At 68.9% G+C, this 17,917-nt stretch carries 15 protein-coding genes; 10 read left to right on the forward strand and 5 right to left on the reverse strand.

From position 1 onward, the window contains the following. Window positions 1-5 precede the first annotated feature (5 nt). Window positions 6-242 (reverse strand): DUF7455 domain-containing protein, encoded by a 237-nt coding sequence (locus CLV54_RS15910; protein WP_100345989.1) that lies wholly within the window; start codon window positions 240-242, stop codon window positions 6-8. 281 nt (window positions 243-523) lie between these two features. On the opposite strand from CLV54_RS15910, the gene CLV54_RS15915 reads away from it, so the two are divergent. Continuing rightward, complete coding sequence (locus tag CLV54_RS15915) at window positions 524-2,605, forward strand: DNA gyrase/topoisomerase IV subunit B (protein WP_100345990.1); 2,082 nt, start codon at window positions 524-526, stop codon at window positions 2,603-2,605. Between the two features lie 69 nt (window positions 2,606-2,674). Here CLV54_RS15915 and CLV54_RS15920 read toward each other — a convergent pair whose 3' ends face one another. Continuing rightward, on the reverse strand, window positions 2,675-5,146 hold the full coding sequence (locus CLV54_RS15920) for a DNA gyrase/topoisomerase IV subunit A (protein WP_100345991.1): 2,472 nt from the start codon (window positions 5,144-5,146) through the stop codon (window positions 2,675-2,677). A gap of 192 nt (window positions 5,147-5,338) precedes the next feature. Between CLV54_RS15920 and CLV54_RS15925 the strand changes: the two genes are divergently transcribed. After that, window positions 5,339-6,454, forward strand: coding sequence for an alkaline phosphatase family protein (locus CLV54_RS15925; protein ID WP_245861781.1), 1,116 nt, complete (start codon window positions 5,339-5,341; stop codon window positions 6,452-6,454). Window positions 6,455-6,505: 51 nt separating this feature from the next. Here the strand turns inward: CLV54_RS15925 and sepH are convergent, their stop codons facing one another. Beyond that, window positions 6,506-7,624: a septation protein SepH gene (gene sepH / locus CLV54_RS15930; protein WP_100345993.1), complete on the reverse strand. Its 1,119-nt coding sequence runs from the start codon at window positions 7,622-7,624 to the stop codon at window positions 6,506-6,508. Window positions 7,625-7,834: 210 nt separating this feature from the next. Between sepH and CLV54_RS15935 the strand changes: the two genes are divergently transcribed. After that, window positions 7,835-8,128: a DUF4193 domain-containing protein gene (locus tag CLV54_RS15935; RefSeq protein ID WP_100346060.1), complete on the forward strand. Its 294-nt coding sequence runs from the start codon at window positions 7,835-7,837 to the stop codon at window positions 8,126-8,128. Between the two features lie 4 nt (window positions 8,129-8,132). Here CLV54_RS15935 and CLV54_RS15940 read toward each other — a convergent pair whose 3' ends face one another. After that, on the reverse strand, window positions 8,133-8,591 hold the full coding sequence (locus tag CLV54_RS15940; protein ID WP_100345994.1) for a DUF3093 domain-containing protein: 459 nt from the start codon (window positions 8,589-8,591) through the stop codon (window positions 8,133-8,135). A 38-nt stretch (window positions 8,592-8,629) separates the two neighbouring features. Here CLV54_RS15940 and dut point away from each other — a divergent pair, with 38 nt between their 5' ends. From dut to dxs, 5 genes are all read left to right on the forward strand, one after another. Further along, complete coding sequence (gene dut / locus CLV54_RS15945) at window positions 8,630-9,097, forward strand: dUTP diphosphatase (RefSeq protein ID WP_100345995.1); 468 nt, start codon at window positions 8,630-8,632, stop codon at window positions 9,095-9,097. Next, entirely contained in the window at window positions 9,090-9,770 is a 681-nt protein-coding gene (locus CLV54_RS15950) for a DUF3710 domain-containing protein (protein ID WP_100345996.1), read from the forward strand. The genes dut and CLV54_RS15950 overlap by 8 nt, the downstream gene beginning before the upstream one ends. Window positions 9,771-9,779: 9 nt before the next feature. Then, the gene (locus CLV54_RS15955) at window positions 9,780-10,574 is read left to right on the forward strand and encodes a DUF3159 domain-containing protein (protein ID WP_100345997.1); all 795 of its coding nucleotides are present in this window, start codon (window positions 9,780-9,782) and stop codon (window positions 10,572-10,574) included. A gap of 265 nt (window positions 10,575-10,839) precedes the next feature. Continuing rightward, the gene (gene acnA / locus CLV54_RS15960) at window positions 10,840-13,695 is read left to right on the forward strand and encodes an aconitate hydratase AcnA (RefSeq protein ID WP_100345998.1); all 2,856 of its coding nucleotides are present in this window, start codon (window positions 10,840-10,842) and stop codon (window positions 13,693-13,695) included. A 105-nt stretch (window positions 13,696-13,800) separates the two neighbouring features. Continuing rightward, entirely contained in the window at window positions 13,801-15,747 is a 1,947-nt protein-coding gene (dxs, locus tag CLV54_RS15965) for a 1-deoxy-D-xylulose-5-phosphate synthase (RefSeq protein ID WP_100345999.1), read from the forward strand. Window positions 15,748-15,757: 10 nt separating this feature from the next. On the opposite strand, the gene CLV54_RS15970 is transcribed toward dxs, so the two are convergent. Then, window positions 15,758-16,357, reverse strand: coding sequence for a dihydrofolate reductase family protein (locus tag CLV54_RS15970; RefSeq protein WP_100346000.1), 600 nt, complete (start codon window positions 16,355-16,357; stop codon window positions 15,758-15,760). Window positions 16,358-16,446: 89 nt separating this feature from the next. On the opposite strand from CLV54_RS15970, the gene CLV54_RS15975 reads away from it, so the two are divergent. Next, window positions 16,447-16,830, forward strand: coding sequence for a MerR family transcriptional regulator (locus tag CLV54_RS15975; protein WP_100346001.1), 384 nt, complete (start codon window positions 16,447-16,449; stop codon window positions 16,828-16,830). After that, window positions 16,830-17,807, forward strand: coding sequence for an aldo/keto reductase (locus tag CLV54_RS15980; RefSeq protein ID WP_100346002.1), 978 nt, complete (start codon window positions 16,830-16,832; stop codon window positions 17,805-17,807). The genes CLV54_RS15975 and CLV54_RS15980 overlap by 1 nt, the downstream gene beginning before the upstream one ends. Window positions 17,808-17,917: the final 110 nt, after the last annotated feature.

Raw genomic sequence — 17,917 nt, forward strand, 5'->3', positions numbered from 1 at the left:
GACGATCAGCGGCGCTGCTCGTCGAGGAGACGGCTCGACTCGTCGTGCCATCCCGTGGCGACGGTCGAGAGCTTCTCCTGGTACTTCTTTCCGTGGTGCGCGCAGAAGAACAGCTCGCTGCTGCCCACCTCGACGCGGATGTACGCCTGGGCGCCGCAGCTGTCGCAGCGGTCGGCGGCGGTGAGCTGGTAGGGCGTCTCGAGCTGGTCGACGGCGCCGTTCTCGGTGGCAATCTGTGACATTGGCCTCTCCTCCAGACTCGGTACGACGAAAACGCTGTATCTGAAAAGCGTCGTGCACTCATCAAAGCACGTCCTCTCTGAACACGGGATGCGAAAGGGTGGCATTTCGCTGACCGCGTACGTGTTCCACAGGGCAGGGTGTCGGGGCGAGGGCGGCCGTGAGGGCGAACTACGCTTGGTGGTTGTCATCCTTCGAGTCGCACGAGAGTCGCACCGAGTCGCACGAAGTCGCACGAGGTTTCGGCGCTCACGCGGGCTCGAAGGGATTCTGAGGAGATTCTGTGGCGAGTTCTGACTATTCCGCGAGGCACCTGTCCGTTCTGGAGGGTCTCGAGGCGGTTCGCAAACGACCGGGCATGTACATCGGCTCGACCGACTCGCGTGGGCTCATGCACTGCCTGTGGGAGGTCATCGACAACTCCGTCGACGAGGCCCTGGCCGGCAACGGCACCCAGATCGATGTGCTGCTGCACGCCGACGCCAGCGTCGAGGTGCGCGACACCGGTCGCGGCATCCCCGTCGACATCGAGCCGAAGACGGGCCTGAGCGGGGTCGAGGTCGTCTTCACGAAGCTGCATGCCGGCGGCAAGTTTGGCTCGGGCTCCTACGCGGCATCCGGTGGCCTGCACGGCGTGGGCGCCTCGGTCGTCAACGCGCTCTCCGAACGCCTCGACGTCGAGGTCGACCGCGACGGCAAGACCTGGGCCATGTCGTTCCATCGCGGCGAGCCCGGGATCTTCACGGACTCGGGCAGGGAGCCCAGCCCGGATGCCCCCTTCACGCCGTTCGAGAAGGGCAGCGAGCTGCGCGTCGTCGGCACGGTGCGCAAGGGCGTCACGGGAACCCGGGTGCGCTACTGGGCCGACCGGCAGATCTTCACGAAGGGCGCCGAGTTCCAGACCGCCGAGCTCTCCTCGCGTGCACGCCAGACCGCGTTCCTCGTGCCGGGCCTCGGGCTCACGATCGAGGATGCGCGGGGTGAGAGCCCCGTCACCGAGAACTTCCGTTTCGAGGGCGGCATCTCCGAGTTCGCCGAGCACCTCGCCCCCGACACGGCGCTCACCGAGACCTGGCGTCTGACGGGCTCGGGAACGTTCACCGAGACGGTCCCCGTGCTCTCCGACACGGGCGCCATGCTGCCCACCGAGCTGCAGCGCGAATGCGTCGTCGACATCGCCCTGCGCTGGGGCACCGGATACGAGACGGTCACCCGCAGCTTCGTCAACATCATCGCGACGCCCAAGGGCGGCACCCACCAGGCGGGCTTCGAGCAGGGCCTGCTCAAATTCCTGCGGCAGCAGGTGGAGCAGAACGCGCGCCGTCTCAAGGTCGGCACCGACAAGATCGAGAAAGACGACGTGCTCGCCGGGCTCACCGCCGTGCTCACCGTGCGCATCCCCGAGCCGCAGTTCGAGGGCCAGACCAAGGAGGTGCTGGGAACCCCGGCCGTGCGCGCGATCGTCGCGCAGGTCGTGGCGAAGGGGCTCTCCGATCGTTTCAGCTCGCCGAAGCGCGACGACAAGTCCCAGACCTCGCTTCTGCTCGACAAGGTCGTCGCCGAGATGAAGTCGCGCATCTCGGCGCGGGCCCACAAGGAGACCCAGCGCCGCAAGAACGCCCTCGAGAACTCCTCGCTGCCCGCGAAGCTCGTCGACTGCCGCAGCACGGATGTCGGCAACAGCGAGCTCTTCATCGTGGAGGGCGACTCGGCTCTCGGCACGGCACGGCAGGCGCGCGACAGCGAGTACCAGGCGCTCCTGCCCATCCGCGGCAAGATCCTCAACGTGCAGAAGGCCTCCGTCGCCGACATGCTCGGCAACGCCGAGTGCGGCTCGATCATCCAGGTGATCGGTGCCGGCTCCGGCCGCAGTTTCGAGATCGAGGCGGCCCGCTACGGCAAGGTCATCATCATGAGCGACGCCGACGTCGACGGCGCGCACATCCGCACGCTCCTGCTGACGCTCTTCTTCCGTTACATGCGGCCCATGATCGAGCAGGGCCGGGTCTTCGCCGCTGTTCCCCCCCTGCACCGGGTGATCGTCATGAACCCGGGCACGAAGCCCAACGAGACGATCTACACCTACTCCGAGCAGGAGCTCTCGGGTGTGCTCAGCCAGCTCGACAAGGCCGGCAAGCGCTACCAGGATCCGATCCAGCGCTACAAGGGCCTCGGCGAGATGGACGCCGACCAGCTCGCGAACACGACCATGGACCGCAAGCACCGCACCCTGCGGCGCGTGCAGGTCGCGGATGCCGAGAACGCGGCACGGGTCTTCGAGCTGCTCATGGGCAACGACGTCGCACCGCGCAAGGACTTCATCATCAACGGGGCGGGCATCAGTCGCGACCGCATCGACGTCTAGCTCCACCCCGGTTGCGCCTTAGCTTCCGGACACCCGCCCTACCGGGCACGCCCCGCGGCTGTCCGGAAGCTAAGGCGCAACGGGGATTTGGGTGCCGAGGGAGCCGATCACCGCGTCGAGGGGGGTTCCGGAGGCGTCACGGCGTGCACCGGCATCCGGGAGCGTGCGCGCCGCGCCGTCGGTTCCCACCGCGAGCACGGGCGCCGGACCGGCCCAGGCCAGCCCGAGCAGGTCTTCCCCCTTGAGGAAAGCGTGCGCGCGGACGCCCGAGGTGCCGCGGCCCTTGCCCGGGAACTCGCCGAAGGCCGAGACCTTGGCGCGGCCGGGATCGGTTCCCGCGATGGTCGTGGCCGAGGTCGACACCGTCGCGACGACGGCCGAGTCGGGCTCCGAGACGACGCCGAAGAAGATCACCTGGGCGCCGGCCGGCAGCGAGATGCCGGCCATGCCGCCCGCGGAGAGGCCCTGCGGGCGCACGCTGCTCGCCGAGAAGTGCAGCAGCTGGGCGTGGGAGCCGATGAAGACGAGCTCGTCGGAGTCGCTGCTGTGCGCCGCGCCGACGACCTCGTCGCCCGGCTTGAGCGAGACGATCTCGAAGTCCTGGCGGTTCGGGTACTGGCCCGGGGTCACGCGCTTGACCGTGCCGCCCCGCGTTCCGAGGGCGATGGGGCGTTCCTCGCCCAGGGAGACGAGTGCGACGACCCTCTCGCCGCGGTCGGCGAGCGCGATGTAGTCGGAGATGCGCACCCCCGCGTCGAGGTGCACGGAGGAGGCCGGGACGACGGGCAGGTCGACGGGGCTGAGCTTCACGAGCCGGCCGCGGTTGGTGACGGCCCCGATCTCGGAGCGGCTCGTCGTGCGCACGGTCGAGAGCACGGCGTCGTGCTTGGTGCGACGTGCGGGCGCGGGGATCGTGTCGTCGCCGTCGGCGAAGTCGACTCGCGCGACACGGCCCGTGGACGAGAGGATGACGCGGCACTCGACATCCGCGATCTCGAGTGAGACGCCCGCCCGACGCGCGCTCGGTGTCTGCGCGATGCTCGGCTGGGCCTCGGTGAGGAGGGTGCGTCGCGGAGTGCCGAAGCGCTCGGCGGCCTCGGCGAGCTCATCGGAGACGAGCTCGCGGATGCGGGCCGTGCTGCCGAGGATCTCCTGCAGCTCCTCGATCTCGGCACGGAGCTTGTCGCGCTCGGCCTCGAGCTCGATCCGGCTGAACCGGGTGAGCCGGCGCAGGCGCAGCTCGAGGATGTACTCGGCCTGGCGCTCGCTCAGATCGAAGACGTCGATGAGGCGGGTGCGGGCCTGATCGGTGTCGTCGCTCGCACGGATGACCTGGATGACCTCGTCGATGTCGAGGATGGCCACCAGGAGCCCCTCGACGAGGTGCAGGCGCTCCAGCCGGCGGTCGAGGCGGTACTGGCTGCGGCGGGTGACGACGCTCACTCTGTGGTCGACATAGACCTGCAGGAGCTCCTTGAGCCCGAGCGTGCGGGGATTGCCCTCGACGAGCGCGACGTTGTTGATGCTGAAGCCGTCTTCGAGCGGGGTGTGCCGGTAGAGCTGCTCGAGAACCGCCTGCGGGTTGAAGCCGGTCTTGATGCCGATCACGAGGCGCAGGCCGTGGCTGCGGTCGGTCAGGTCGGTGACGTCGGAGATGCCGCTGAGCTTCTTGGAGTTGACCCCGTCTTTGATCTTCTCGATGACCTTCTCGGGCCCGACGAGGTAGGGGAGCTCGGTGACGACGAGACCCGACTTGCGGGCCGTGATGCTCTCGACGGAGACCCGCGCGCGGGTCTTGAAGCTGCCGCGCCCGGTCGCGTAGGCGTCGCGCACGCCCGCGAGGCCCATGATCGTTCCGCCGGTGGGCAGGTCGGGCCCGGGCACGTAGGCCATGAGCTCGTCGAGGGTCGCCTCGGGGTTGTCGATGAGGAAGCGGGCGGCGCCGATCACCTCGACGAGGTTGTGCGGCGCCATGTTGGTCGCCATGCCGACGGCGATGCCGCTCGCCCCGTTGACGAGCAGGTTCGGGAAGGCGGCGGGCAGCACCTCGGGCTGGGTCAGCTGGTTGTCGTAGTTGGGCACGAAGTCGACGACGTTCTCGTCGAGGCCGTCGGTCATGGCCAGCGCCGCGGCATCCAGTCTCGCCTCGGTGTACCGGGGGGCTGCGGGGCCGTCGTCGAGCGAGCCGAAGTTGCCGTGCCCGTCGATGAGCGGAACGCGCATGACGAAGTCCTGGGTCAGACGCACCATCGCGTCGTAGATCGAGGCGTCGCCGTGGGGGTGCAGCTTTCCCATGACCTCGCCCGTGACGCGGGCCGACTTCACGTGGCCGCGGTCGGGGCGCAGGCCCATCTCGCTCATCTGATAGAGGATGCGGCGCTGCACGGGCTTGAGGCCGTCGCGGGCGTCGGGCAGGGCCCTGCTGTAGATGACCGAGTAGGCGTACTCGAGGAAGGAGCCCTGCATCTCGGCGGCGACGTCGACGTCTTCGATGCGCTCGGTCGGCGTGGGCTGTGCTGAGGTGTCTTCGGTTCGGCTCATTCGGGCAATCTGCTGGTGCTGTGTCGGGGCCGTGCCCGCATCGTGCGGGCAGGATGCCGGGACAGCGGGTCGTGGCGGTCGTACGAGGTGATCATACGGATCATACGGATGACGGGACGGCTCTGTGCGAGACTGAGCCGGATGAGCACAATGCTACCCGGCGGCGTATCCGCGGCCTCGAGCCTTGCCGACGTGTTGACAAGTTCCCTCGCGGCTGTCACGGGACGGGTCAACCCGCTCGGCCTCGCCGCCGTCGATCACGTGGTCGTGGTCGTCGTCGACGGCCTCGGCGACGCGAATCTGAAGGCCCGCGCGGGGCACGCCCGCTTCCTCACGAATCCCGCCCACCGGCAGAGGCGCCTGACGAGCTTCCCGTCGACGACCGCAGCGGGCCTCGCGACGCTCACGACGGGCGTCTCGTCGGGGCGGCACGGCCTCGTCGGCTACAGCGTGCGCGACCTCGCCGGCGATCGCATCGTCAACCAGCTGAACGGCTGGGATGCGGGCATGGACCCGGCCACCTGGCAGCGGGCCCGCACGGTCTTCCAGGATGCCGCGGACGAGGGTGTTCCCGCGTTCGCGATCGGCGCGGGCAAGTTCGCCGGTTCCGGGTTCAGCCGTGCCGTGCTGCGGGGGGCGGGGTATCTGCCCGCCGACACCGCGGAGTCGCGCTTCGAAGCCGCGCGCACCGTGGTCGCCTCGAATCGGCGCTCGCTCAGCTACCTCTATCTGCCCGAGCTCGACATGGCGGCCCACGCCCACGGCTGGGAGTCCGACCGGTGGCTCACCGAGCTCGAACGCGTCGACTCGGCACTCGCCGCCTTCGTGACGGGGCTGCCGCGCCGGGTCGGCGTTCTCACGACGGCCGATCACGGCATCGTCGACGTTCCGCATTCGGGTCACGTGCTCTACGACGGCGATCCGGCCCTGCTCGAGGGGGTACGGCACGTGGGCGGCGAGCCGCGGCTGCTGCACCTGTATCTGAACGGGGGAGCCGAGAGCTCCGGGATCGACGGGGCCGGCGACGATGCCCGAACCGAGCTCGCGGCGCGCTGGAGCGACTCGGAGTCCGAGCGCTCCTGGGTGGCCACCCGCGCGGAGGCGATCGACGCCGGATGGTTCGGCGAGGTCGACGGCGAGGTCGTCGACCGGATCGGGGACGTGCTCGTGGCCGCCCGCAAACGCGTCGCCTACTACGACTCCCGCTCGCCCAAACCGTCGGCGCGGGCGATGATCGGGCAGCACGGGTCACTGACCCCCGAGGAGACGCGCGTGCCGCTCGTGGGGATGAGCGCCTTCGCGAGCTGAGGGGTCGGCGGAGCGGGTCGGCGGAATGAGTTCAGCGCAAGCGCAGGGCGCTCAGGCCAGGTCGTCGTCCGTGCGCGCGCCGAAGACGATCTCGTCCCAGCTGGGCATCGAGGCTCGGCCCTTGCGGGCGGTCTTGGTCTGGGCGACCGGCGCACGCTGGGCGTCGCGGGCGGACTCCGTGACGGAGGCCTCCGACATCCGCTCGGCCGGCTTGTCGGCTGCTCTCTCGGCCGCCCGCTCCGTGGCGGAGAGGGGGAGATCGAGGAAGGTCGGAGCGGACTCCTCGCGCGCGGGCGACTCCTCGTCGGATCCGAAACCCGCCGACTCGCGCTCGCCCCGGCGCTTGCGAAGCGCTTCGAGCAGGTCGGCCGTCTGGTTCTGCTGCTCGGGCGGCTCCTGGGCGCGCTTGATGGCGGCGAGGGAGACGGCGTTCGCCGAGGGGCTCGCCGAACGGCCGTAGGGGACGTGCTCGAGATGAGGTGCCGTGTCGTTGGCGCCCGAGTCGTCGTTCGAGGTGTCGCGGAAGGTGAAGGCGCCGCTGTCGAACCGCGATTCGTCGACGGAGCTCGACTCCGGCGTGACCGCCCGGAGCCGGGGGATGAGGGTCGACGGCAGCTCGCCTTGCTGTGAAAGTGTCATGGCTTCTGCGTTGAGCGGAGCGAGTGCGAGCTTCTTCGGCTCGAAGCTCCAGCGGGCGTCGTGGTCGATCTCGTCGGCCGTGAAGGCGAGCTTGACGATCCAGCCGCCCTCCGGCTCCTTCCAACTGGCCCAGCGCTCGCCCGTTGCCGAGAGCGAGGCGAGCCTCTCGCGGATGACGACGCCGAAGGTCGCGTCGGGATCGAGCGGATCGGGGTCGATCGCGGTGTGCACGGGTACGCCGAGAGCGGAACTCACGATGTACTCGCGCTCGGCGAGCACGGGCCCCTCGAAGCGCTGCACGTATTCCAGCGACGCTCCGGTCAGGCGCGCCACGTCTTCGGCGGACATGCCGGAGCGGACGTGGGTCTGGATCTCGCGCGGCGAGACCTTGCGACTGTTCGGCGATTCCGGCGTGCTCTGGCGGAGTTTCGACTGCAACACCTCGTCGATCGCAATCCGGTAGCGATCGCCGTCGTCGGACGCCACAAGCAATGCGCCGTTCTCAACGCCGATAACTTTCAAATCCTGCATGGGAAAGGCCTCTCCAGCTGCCACTCGATATTCGACAGGATGCCACGTGAACCCGCCTTTGGCCGGGAATAAGCCGGGCGTGCCGCAAGTTGTCCCGGGCATCGGCGCGAGGCTCGTGCGCGGTTCGAACGCGGTTTGCTATTCGGACCGGTTTGATGCAAACTGTCGCCGCCGATTGTGTTCAGCAACGGTTTCGAGAAGTGGATGGGCATGGCAACGGATTACGACGCACCGAGAAAGACCGACGACGATTCCGATTCGATCGAGGCACTCAAGGAGCGGGTTCCTGACAAGATGTCCGGCGTCGTCGACGTCGACGACGCCGACAACCCCGGTGGCTTCGAGCTCCCGGGCGCCGACCTCTCCGATCTCGACCTCGACGTGGTGGTCCTCCCGCCTCAGGCGGACGAGTTCACCTGCGTGAGCTGCTTCCTGGTGAAGCACCGCTCGCAGATCGACCACGAGGAGAAGCTCGGCCCGATCTGCATGGAGTGCGCCGCGTAGCCTCCTACGACTCAGACTCTTCCGGTCGCCGCGATCCATTGATCGCGGCGACCAATTCTTTGGGGTGACGGGTCGAGAGCAGCCAGTACGGCGACGGGTCCTCCGGGTCGTTGATCGGCACCTTGACGACGGGCTGCACCCAGCCGCGGATGAGCATCCACGCCCGCGCGTCGAGCTCGGTGCCGCGCTGCCGGGTCGCGTCCTCTCCGTAGTAGCCGGTCGCGGTTCCCGTGAGAGAGAGGTCGATCGTCGCGCGGCCGGCGTGCAGGGTGCCGCCCTCGATCGAGATCGTGGGGGCTGCGGAGATGAGGAGCGCGACGCATCCGCCGTATAGGACGATCGCCGTGATGATGCCCGCGACGATCGAGATCGGTGCGAGGATCACGAGGCTCGCGGGGATGACGAGTGCAAGGGCGAGGTAGAACAGGGGCGACGCCCAGAGTCGTTCGCGGTAAAGTGCCATGTCTCTATTCGATCAGACTTCTGCACTACCCTCGACACGTGACAGATTTCGTCGACGTGCTCATCACGGGGTCTCCCGTGCCGAACTATTCGCATCCCGGAGACGCCGGAGCCGATCTGTGCTCGACCGAGGAGTTCGTCCTCGCCCCGGGTGAGCGGCGCACCGTGGGCACGGGGGTCGCCATCGCCCTGCCCGACGGCTACGCTGCCTTCGTCGTGCCGCGCAGCGGCCTCGCCTCCAAGCACGGCATCACGATCGTGAACTCGCCGGGCACCGTGGATGCCGGCTACCGCGGCGAGATCCGGGTCGCGCTTCTCAACACGGACACCTCGATGCCGTACTCTGTCGCGGTCGGCGATCGGATCGCGCAGCTCATCGTCATGCCGGTGAGCCGGGCGCGCTTCATCGAGGTCGACACACTTCCCGGAAGCCACCGTGGCGAATCCGGGTTCGGATCCACCGGCTACTCCGCATCGGCCGGACAGGGAGTGACAGCACATGAGTGACACTGGCAACAACGACGCCGTGAACGAGAACGTCGAGCAGATCCCCGCGGGCGACGCGACCGCGGCCGCGGTCGCGGCGAAGTCCGCGCCCGAGAACCGGGCCGAGGAAGGCCCCTTCGACGAGAACGAGGCGAACGCCGTACGGCCCTACGTCGACCTGGGCGGCGTGAAGATCGTGCCCCGCGAGGGCCTGCACCTGCGGCTCGAGGTCGAGGAGGGCACGCAGCGCGTCGTCGCCGTCGGCCTCGACTACGCCGGCTCGACCCTCCAGGTGCAGCCGTTCGCCGCACCGCGGTCGTCCGGCCTCTGGCACGAGATCCGCGAGCAGATCTCCGAGCAGATCGCGAAGCAGGGCGGCACGACGACCGAGCGCGAGGGCGTCTTCGGCCCGGAGCTCGTCGCCGAGATCCCCGTGGCCGCGGCATCCGGCGGCGGCGGAACCCGCCTGGCCCGCTTCATCGGGGTCGACGGCCCCCGTTGGTTCCTGCGCGGTGTGATCGCCGGCGAGGCCGCGATCAAGCCCGAGGCCGCCGAGCAGGTCGAAGACCTCTTCCGCAGCATCGTCGTGGTGCGCGGCACGGCGCCCATGCCGCCGCGCGACCTCATCCCGCTCCGGATGCCGCCGGCCGCCAGCGCAGACGGCTCGACGCCGTCGAACGAAGCCAGCAGCTAGGTTCAGCGGATGTCTCAGCACGAGCCTGCACCCGACGCCGACGACGCACAGGCGGCTCCGGACGCCTCGGCGGCTCCTGGCGCGCCCGTCACTCCGGACGCGCCCGCCACCGCGACCTTCGCGCAGAGCATGGCCGAGGCCGCCCGGCGCGCGGGCTTCGCCGAGGCGGTGGACGGCAAGGCCACCGACGGGCGCACGCTGCTTCGCGCCATCGGCGGAGTGCGCGGCATCCTCGAGGCCGTGCTCCCCGGCCTCCTCTTCGTGGTCATCTACACGATCACCCAGAACCTCGTGCTCTCGATCGTGGCCCCCGTCGTCATCGGAGTGGTCTTCTCGGTCGTGCGCGTCGTGCAGAAGCAGCCGCTCACGCAGGCGCTCGGCGGCCTCGCCGGCATCGCCATCTCCGCCGTGCTCGCCCTCTGGTCGGGCCGTGCGGAGGACTACTACCTCTCGGGCTTCTGGACCAACGCCGCCTACGGCGCGGGCCTGCTCATCTCGGTGCTCGTCGGCTGGCCGCTCATCGGGGTCGCCGTGGGCTTCCTGATGGGCGACGGCGTCGAGTGGAAGAAGGTGCCGGCCAAGCGCCGGGTCTTCCAGATCGTGACGCTCTGCTGGGTCGGCCTCTTCGCCGCCCGGCTCGCGGTGCAGCTGCCTCTCTACTACGCGCAGAACATCGAGTGGCTGGGCGCGACGCGCCTGATCATGGGGCTGCCCCTCTACGCTCCGCTGCTCATCGTGTCGTGGCTGCTCATCCGCGCGGTCTACGCGAAGCCGGTCGCCGAGTCGCAGGGCACGACCGCCTGAGCGCGTCGAGCAGATGCCGCACGAGTGCCGTACGAGTGCCGCACGAGTGCCGTATGGACCCGCACGGGTCGCGCGCGGGTGCCGCGGATGAGTGTCGTCCGATGCTAGAATTATCTTGACGTCGAGATAAATAGGGACGTTCGGCCGGGGCTCTGCGGCGAATTCTGCTTAGGGTAGCCTTGCTGGCAGAACGCTCCATCCGGCAACAAAGATGAACTGTGTACCGGGTGATCGTCCGCCCGCGCCAGCGAAGGAGAGGGCAACTGTGTCTGCTGTGAATAGTTTTGGGGCCAAAGACACCCTGCGAGTCGGGTCCACGGACTACGAGGTCTTCAGAATCGACAGGGTCGCCGGTTACGAGAAGCTCCCGTTCAGCCTCAAGGTGCTCCTCGAGAACCTGCTCCGCACGGAGGACGGCGCGAACATCACCGAGGCGCACATCCGTGCGATCGGCGACTGGGTGCCCACGGCGGAGCCCGACACCGAGATCCAGTTCACGCCGGCGCGCGTCGTCATGCAGGACTTCACGGGCGTCCCCTGCATCGTCGACCTCGCCACCATGCGCGAGGCCGTCGCCGACCTCGGGGGAGACCCGACCAAGGTCAACCCGCTCGCGCCCGCCGAGCTCGTCATCGACCACTCCGTCATCGCCGACCTCTTCGGCACCGAGAACGCCCTCGAGCGCAACGTCGAGCTCGAGTACGAGCGCAACGGCGAGCGCTACCAGTTCCTCCGCTGGGGCCAGACCGCGTTCGAGGACTTCAAGGTCGTCCCGCCGGGAACCGGCATCGTGCACCAGGTCAACATCGAGTACCTCGCACGCGTCATCTACACCCGCACCGTCGGCGGCGTGCTCCGCGCCTACCCCGACACCCTCGTGGGCACCGACTCGCACACGACGATGGTCAACGGCCTCGGCGTTCTCGGCTGGGGCGTCGGCGGTATCGAGGCCGAGGCCGCGATGCTCGGCCAGCCCGTCTCGATGCTCATCCCCAAGGTCGTCGGCTTCAAGCTCTCGGGCGCCATCCCCACGGGCGTGACCGCGACGGACGTCGTGCTCACGATCACGCAGATGCTGCGCAAGCACGGCGTGGTCGGCAAGTTCGTCGAGTTCTACGGATCGGGCGTCGCGCAGGTTCCGCTCGCCAACCGCGCCACCATCGGCAACATGAGCCCCGAGTTCGGCTCGACCGCCGCCATGTTCCCCATCGACGACGTGACGCTCGACTACCTGCGCCTCACGGGCCGCAGCGAGGAGCAGGTCACGCTCGTCGAGGAGTACGCGAAGCTCCAGACCCTCTGGCACGACGCCGACGCCGAGCCCGCCTACAGCGAGTACCTCGAGCTCGACCTCGCGACCGTCGTTCCGTCGATCGCCGGGCCGAAGCGCCCGCAGGACCGCATCGAGCTCAGCGTCGCCAAGGCGCAGTTCGAGCACGACCTGGGCGACTACGCCTCCGTCTCGATCTCGCGCGTCGACGCGGCAGTGGAGGGCACCTTCCCCGCCTCCGACCCGCTCGGCTTCACCCCGCAGGACGAGGAGTCGGCGCACGGCGTCTCGCACGGCAGCCACGAGTCGCACCACCACGCGAGCCACGCTCCCGAGAACCACTCGCACCCCTCGCCCGTGACCCTCGACGACGGCTCCTCCTTCACCCTCGACCACGGAGCGGTCGCGATCGCCGCGATCACCTCGTGCACGAACACCTCGAACCCCTCGGTCATGCTCGCCGCCGGCCTCCTGGCCCGCAACGCGAGCAACAAGGGCCTCAAGGCCAAGCCGTGGGTCAAGACCACCCTCGCGCCGGGATCCAAGGTCGTCACCGACTACTACGAGAAGGCCGGGCTCACCGCCTACCTCGAAGACCTCGGCTTCTACACGGTCGGCTACGGCTGCACCACCTGCATCGGCAACTCCGGCCCGCTGCTCGACGAGATCTCGCAGGCCGTGCAAGACAACGACCTCGCCGTCACTGCCGTGCTCTCGGGTAACCGCAACTTCGAGGGGCGCATCAACCCCGACGTGAAGATGAACTACCTCGCGAGCCCGCCCCTCGTGATCGCCTACGCCCTCGCCGGCTCGATGAACTTCGACTTCGAGAAAGACGCCCTGGGCGTCGACACCGACGGCTCGGAGGTCTTCCTGCGCGACATCTGGCCGGACGCCGCAGAGGTGCAGAAGACGATCGATGAGTCGATCTCCACCGACATGTTCACCCACGAGTACTCGGGCGTCTTCGACGGCGACGAGCGCTGGCGCTCGCTCCCGACCCCCGAGGGCGCGACCTTCGAGTGGGATGCGGAGTCGACCTACGTGCGCAAGCCCCCGTACTTCGACGGCATGACGATCGAGACCACGCCGGTCACCGACATCCGCGGCGCTCGTGTGCTCGCGACGCTCGGCGACTCGGTCACGACCGACCACATCAGCCCGGCCGGCTCGATCAAGGCCGACAGCCCCGCCGGCCACTACCTCGACGCCCACGGCGTGGACCGCAAGGACTACAACTCCTACGGCTCGCGCCGCGGCAACCACGAGGTCATGATCCGCGGCACCTTCGCGAACATCCGCCTGCGCAATCAGCTGCTGAAAGACGTCAACGACGGCGCCGGGGTCGAGGGCGGCTACACCCGCGACTTCACCCAGGCCGGCGGCCCGCAGTCGTTCATCTACGACGCCTCGGAGCACTACCAGGCCGAGGGGACCCCGCTCGTGATCTTCGGCGGCAAGGAGTACGGCTCCGGCTCGTCGCGCGACTGGGCGGCGAAGGGCACGAGCCTCCTCGGCGTCAAGGCGGTCATCACGGAGAGCTTCGAGCGCATCCACCGCTCCAACCTCATCGGCATGGGCGTCGTGCCCCTGCAGTTCCCGGACGGCGAGACCTGGGCCTCGCTCGGGCTCGACGGAACCGAGCGGGTCACGATCACGGGGCTCGAGGAGCTCAACGAGGGAACGACCCCCAAGACCGTGCGCGTCGTCGCCGAGCCCACCGAGGACTCGCCCGAGGGCAAGCAGACGATCGAGTTCGACGCGGTCGTCCGCATCGACACCCCCGGTGAGGCCGACTACTACCGCAACGGCGGCATCCTGCAGTACGTCCTGCGCTCGCTCGTCGCATAGTCCGCGAGACTCGCGGGCTGGGTCGATACCCAGCCCGCGAGCAGCCGGACGCGTAGACTCTTCGGAGCGGCTCGCAGCGCGGGCCCGGTCGAAAGGCAGACAGGAATGACTCTTCTCGAGACGATCTCCGGTCCTCGCGATCTGGATGCCCTCTCGAAAGACGAGCTCGGTCAACTGGCCGAGGAGATCCGGGAGTTCCTCGTCCGCGAGGTCTCGAAGACCGGCGGGCATCTGGGGCCGAACCTCGGCGTCGTCGAGACGACGATCGCGATCCACCGCGTCTTCGACTCGCCGAAGGACGCGATCGTCTTCGACACGGGCCACCAGTCCTACGTGCACAAGCTGCTCACGGGCCGCCAGGACTTCAGCCGTCTCCGCCAGCGCGGCGGGCTCGCCGGCTACCCGCAGCGCTCGGAGTCGGTGCACGACATCGTCGAGAGCTCGCACGCCTCGAGTTCCCTCTCGTGGGCCGACGGCATCTCGCGCGCCTTCGAGATGACGGGCCAGCGCGATCGCCACGTGGTCGTCGTCGTCGGCGACGGCGCCCTCACGGGCGGCATGACCTGGGAGGCCCTCAACAACATCAGCGACGACAACACGCGCAACCTCGTGATCGTCGTCAACGACAACGGGCGCTCCTATGCGCCGACGATCGGCGGGATGGCGCGCTTCCTCAACTCGGTGCGCACCCGCCCCTCCTATCGCGACCTCTACCATTCGAGCCGTCGTGCCTTCGACAGGCTCGGCACTCCGGGCCGGGCCTTCTACCGCGGGCTCCGCGGCGCTATGCACGGCTTCCTGAGCCGCGCCTCCAACAACGAGGCGCTGTACTCCAACCTCGACATCAAGTACCTCGGCCCCGTCGACGGGCACGACGAGCAGGCCATGGAGCTCGCGCTCCAGCAGGCGAAGGACTACGGCCAGCCCGTGATCGTGCACGCGATCACCCAGAAGGGCCGCGGTTACGAGCCGGCCATCCGCGACGTCGCCGACCAGTTCCACGCCGTCGGCCAGATCGACCCCGAGACGGGGGAGCCGATCTCGGCCAGCGGAGGGGTCTCCTGGACGGGCGTCTTCGCCGACGAGATCGTGCGCCTCGCCGAGGGGGACGACCGGATCGTCGGCATCACGGCCGCGATGCTGCGGCCGACGGGACTGCACAAGATGGCCGAGCGGTTCCCCGCGCGGGTGCACGACGTGGGCATCGCCGAGCAGCACGCCGTCACCTCGGCCGCGGGCCTCGCCTTCGGCGGCCTGCATCCTGTCGTCGCGGTGTACGCGACCTTCATGAACCGGGCTTTCGACCAGGTGCTCATGGATGTCGGCCTGCACAAGGCCGGCGTCACCTTCGTGCTCGACCGCTCCGGCGTGACCGGGCCCGACGGCCCCAGTCACCACGGCATCTGGGATCTCGCGATCCTCCAGGTCGTGCCGCACATCCGCCTCGCCGCACCGCGCGATGAGGCGCGGCTGCGCGAGGAGCTCGGCGAGGCCGTCATCGTCTCGGACGCTCCGACGGTCGTGCGATTCCCGAAGGGCTCGGTGGGCGAGAGCATCCCCGCTCTCGAGCGTCTCTCCGACGGCGTCGACGTGCTGCGCGAGACGGAGCAGAAAGACGTGCTCATCGTCACGGTCGGCTCCATGGCCGGGCTCGGGCTGCAGGTGGCCGACCGGCTGGGCGCACAGGGCATCGGTGCGACCGTGATCGACCCTCGCTGGGTGGTGCCCGTTCCGCGTTCCGTCGTCGAGCTCGCCGGCGAGCACCGCATCGTCGTGACGATCGAAGACGGCATCCGCGTCGGGGGCATCGGCACCCGCATCCGCCAGGATCTGCGCGAGGCCGGGGTCGACACGGCGGTCACCGAGCTGGGGCTGCCCGACGAGTTCCTCGACCACGCGACGCGCGAGCAGATCCTCGAACGCGCGGGGCTCACCCCCCAGCACATCGCCCGCGACGTCGTGGCCCAGGTTCTCGGGAGCAAGATCCCGATCGCCCGCCCGCTCACGGACGACGTGGCGCGCCGGGTCGGCTCCGCCGGCGCCGAGCGCTAGCGCAGAACCGCTAGCGCAGAACCTCTGGCCCAGACCGCTGGCCCAGACGGTACACGAGCTCGATCGCTCCGAGATCGAAGCTCGTCGTGCGCACGAGCTCGAGCGGCCGGGAGATGCTCGCGACCGGGAGGAGCGGTTTGCCCGCGCCCAGAACGATCGGCATGACGCTCAGCCAGATCTCGTCGAGCAGACCGCGGTCGGCGAACTGGGCCGCGACATCGCCGCCGCCCATGACCCAGACGTTCTTGCCGCCGGCCGCGGCCAGGGCGTCGCGATGCACGGTCTCGACGGGCTCGGCGCTGAAGACGATGTTCGCGCCCTCGACGCTCGGCAGCTCGCGGTGGGTGAGCACCCAGACGGGCATCGTTCCGTACGTCCACGCCTCCGGCCCCTCGCCGAGGACGAACTCGTAGGTGGCCGCGCCCATGACCAGAGCGCCGACATCCGCGAGAAAACGGTCGTAGTGCTCCTGGAAGTCGTCGAAACCGAACTGCAGGAGCCAGTCGAGGTTGTCGTGCGGATCGGCGATGAAGCCGTCCAGGCTCGAGGCGACGTAGTACTGCGTCACAGCGGAGGCAGGGGTGGGAGCGGAGTCGTGAGCGGTGGTCATGGCAGGGACCCTATGCCCTGCCTCCGACATCGCTGACAGTCGCGGCATCCGTTTGACTTCGAGTGCGCTCGAAGTCCTATCGTTGCCGTATGCCCACTCTCGATGAGCGGCTCTCCATCTCGGAGGTCGCGGAACGAACCGGTCTGACCACACACACCCTGCGGTACTACGAGCGGGAAGGGCTCATGCTCGAGACGGTCGACCGGGCGTCCTCGACCCATCGCCGCTACACCGAGCAGGATGTCGGGTGGGTCGTGTTCCTCACGAAGCTCCGCTCCACCTCGATGCCGATCGCCCGCATCCGCGAGTACGTCGAGCTCGCCCGGGTGGGCGACACGACGAACGCCGACCGTCTGGAGCTGCTGCTGCGCCACCGCATCACCGTGGTCGCGCAGCTCGAGGAGATGCAGCGCAGCCTGCACGCCATCGACTACAAGATCTCCCTCTACTCAGAAAGGACCGGAAGACAATAATGAAGCACATCACTCTCGGAACGAACGGACTCGAGGTCTCGCGCCTCGGGCTCGGAGCCATGGGCATGTCGGCCTTCTACTCGGGAGCGGGAGCCGACGACGCGCAGTCGACGCGGACCCTCCACCGTGCGATCGACCTCGGGGTCACCTTCTTCGACACGGCCGAGATGTATGGCCCGTACCTGAACGAGGAGCTGCTGGGGGCGGCGTTCAGGGGCAAGCGCGATCAGGTGGTCATCGCCACCAAGTTCGGAACCATCCTGCACCGTGGCGACGGGACCCGCGGTCTCGACGGCAGCCCGGAGAACGTGCGGCTCTCGGTCGAGGGCTCGCTCGCACGGCTCGGGACCGATCACATCGACCTCTACTACCAGCACCGGATGGACCCGGACGTGCCCGTCGAGGAGACCGTCGGCGCACTCGCCGAGCTCATCGCGGAGGGCAAGATCGGGCACTACGGACTGTCGGAAGCCGCGCCGGCCACCATCCGGCGCGCTCACGCCGTGCACCCGATGACCGCCCTCCAGACCGAGTACTCGCTCTGGTCCCGTGACCCCGAAGCGGAGATCCTGCCCGTGCTCCGCGAGCTGGGCATCGGCTTCGTGCCGTACTCGCCGCTCGGCCGCGGCTTCCTCACCGGCGCGATCCGATCCCTCGACCAGCTCGACGAGGACGACTTCCGCCGGGCCAACCCGCGTTTCGAGGGCGAGAACCTCGCCGCGAACATCAGGATCGTCGAGCAGGTCGACGCCGTCGCGTCCGAGATCGGAGCGACCCCCGCGCAGGTCGCCCTCGCCTGGCTGCTCGCGCAGGGCGACGACATCGCCCCGATCCCGGGCACGAAGCGCGTCGAGCGGCTCGAGGAGAACGTGGCCGCCGACGCCATCGAGCTCACCCCCGAGCAGCTCGCGACGCTCGACGCGATCGAGGCGCCCGTCGGCGATCGCTACGCCGATATGAGCCCCCTCAACCGTTAGTCCCCTCCGCGTCCGAACCGCAAACGACGGAGATTCCGCCCCCAATTGCCCCGAAACGCCGTTTTCGGGGCAAAATGGGCGGAATCTCCGTCGTTTTGAGTAGGGGGAGA

It is taken from the genome of Compostimonas suwonensis (genome assembly GCF_002797855.1).
GTDB classification, from domain to species: Bacteria; Actinomycetota; Actinomycetes; order Actinomycetales; family Microbacteriaceae; genus Compostimonas; species Compostimonas suwonensis.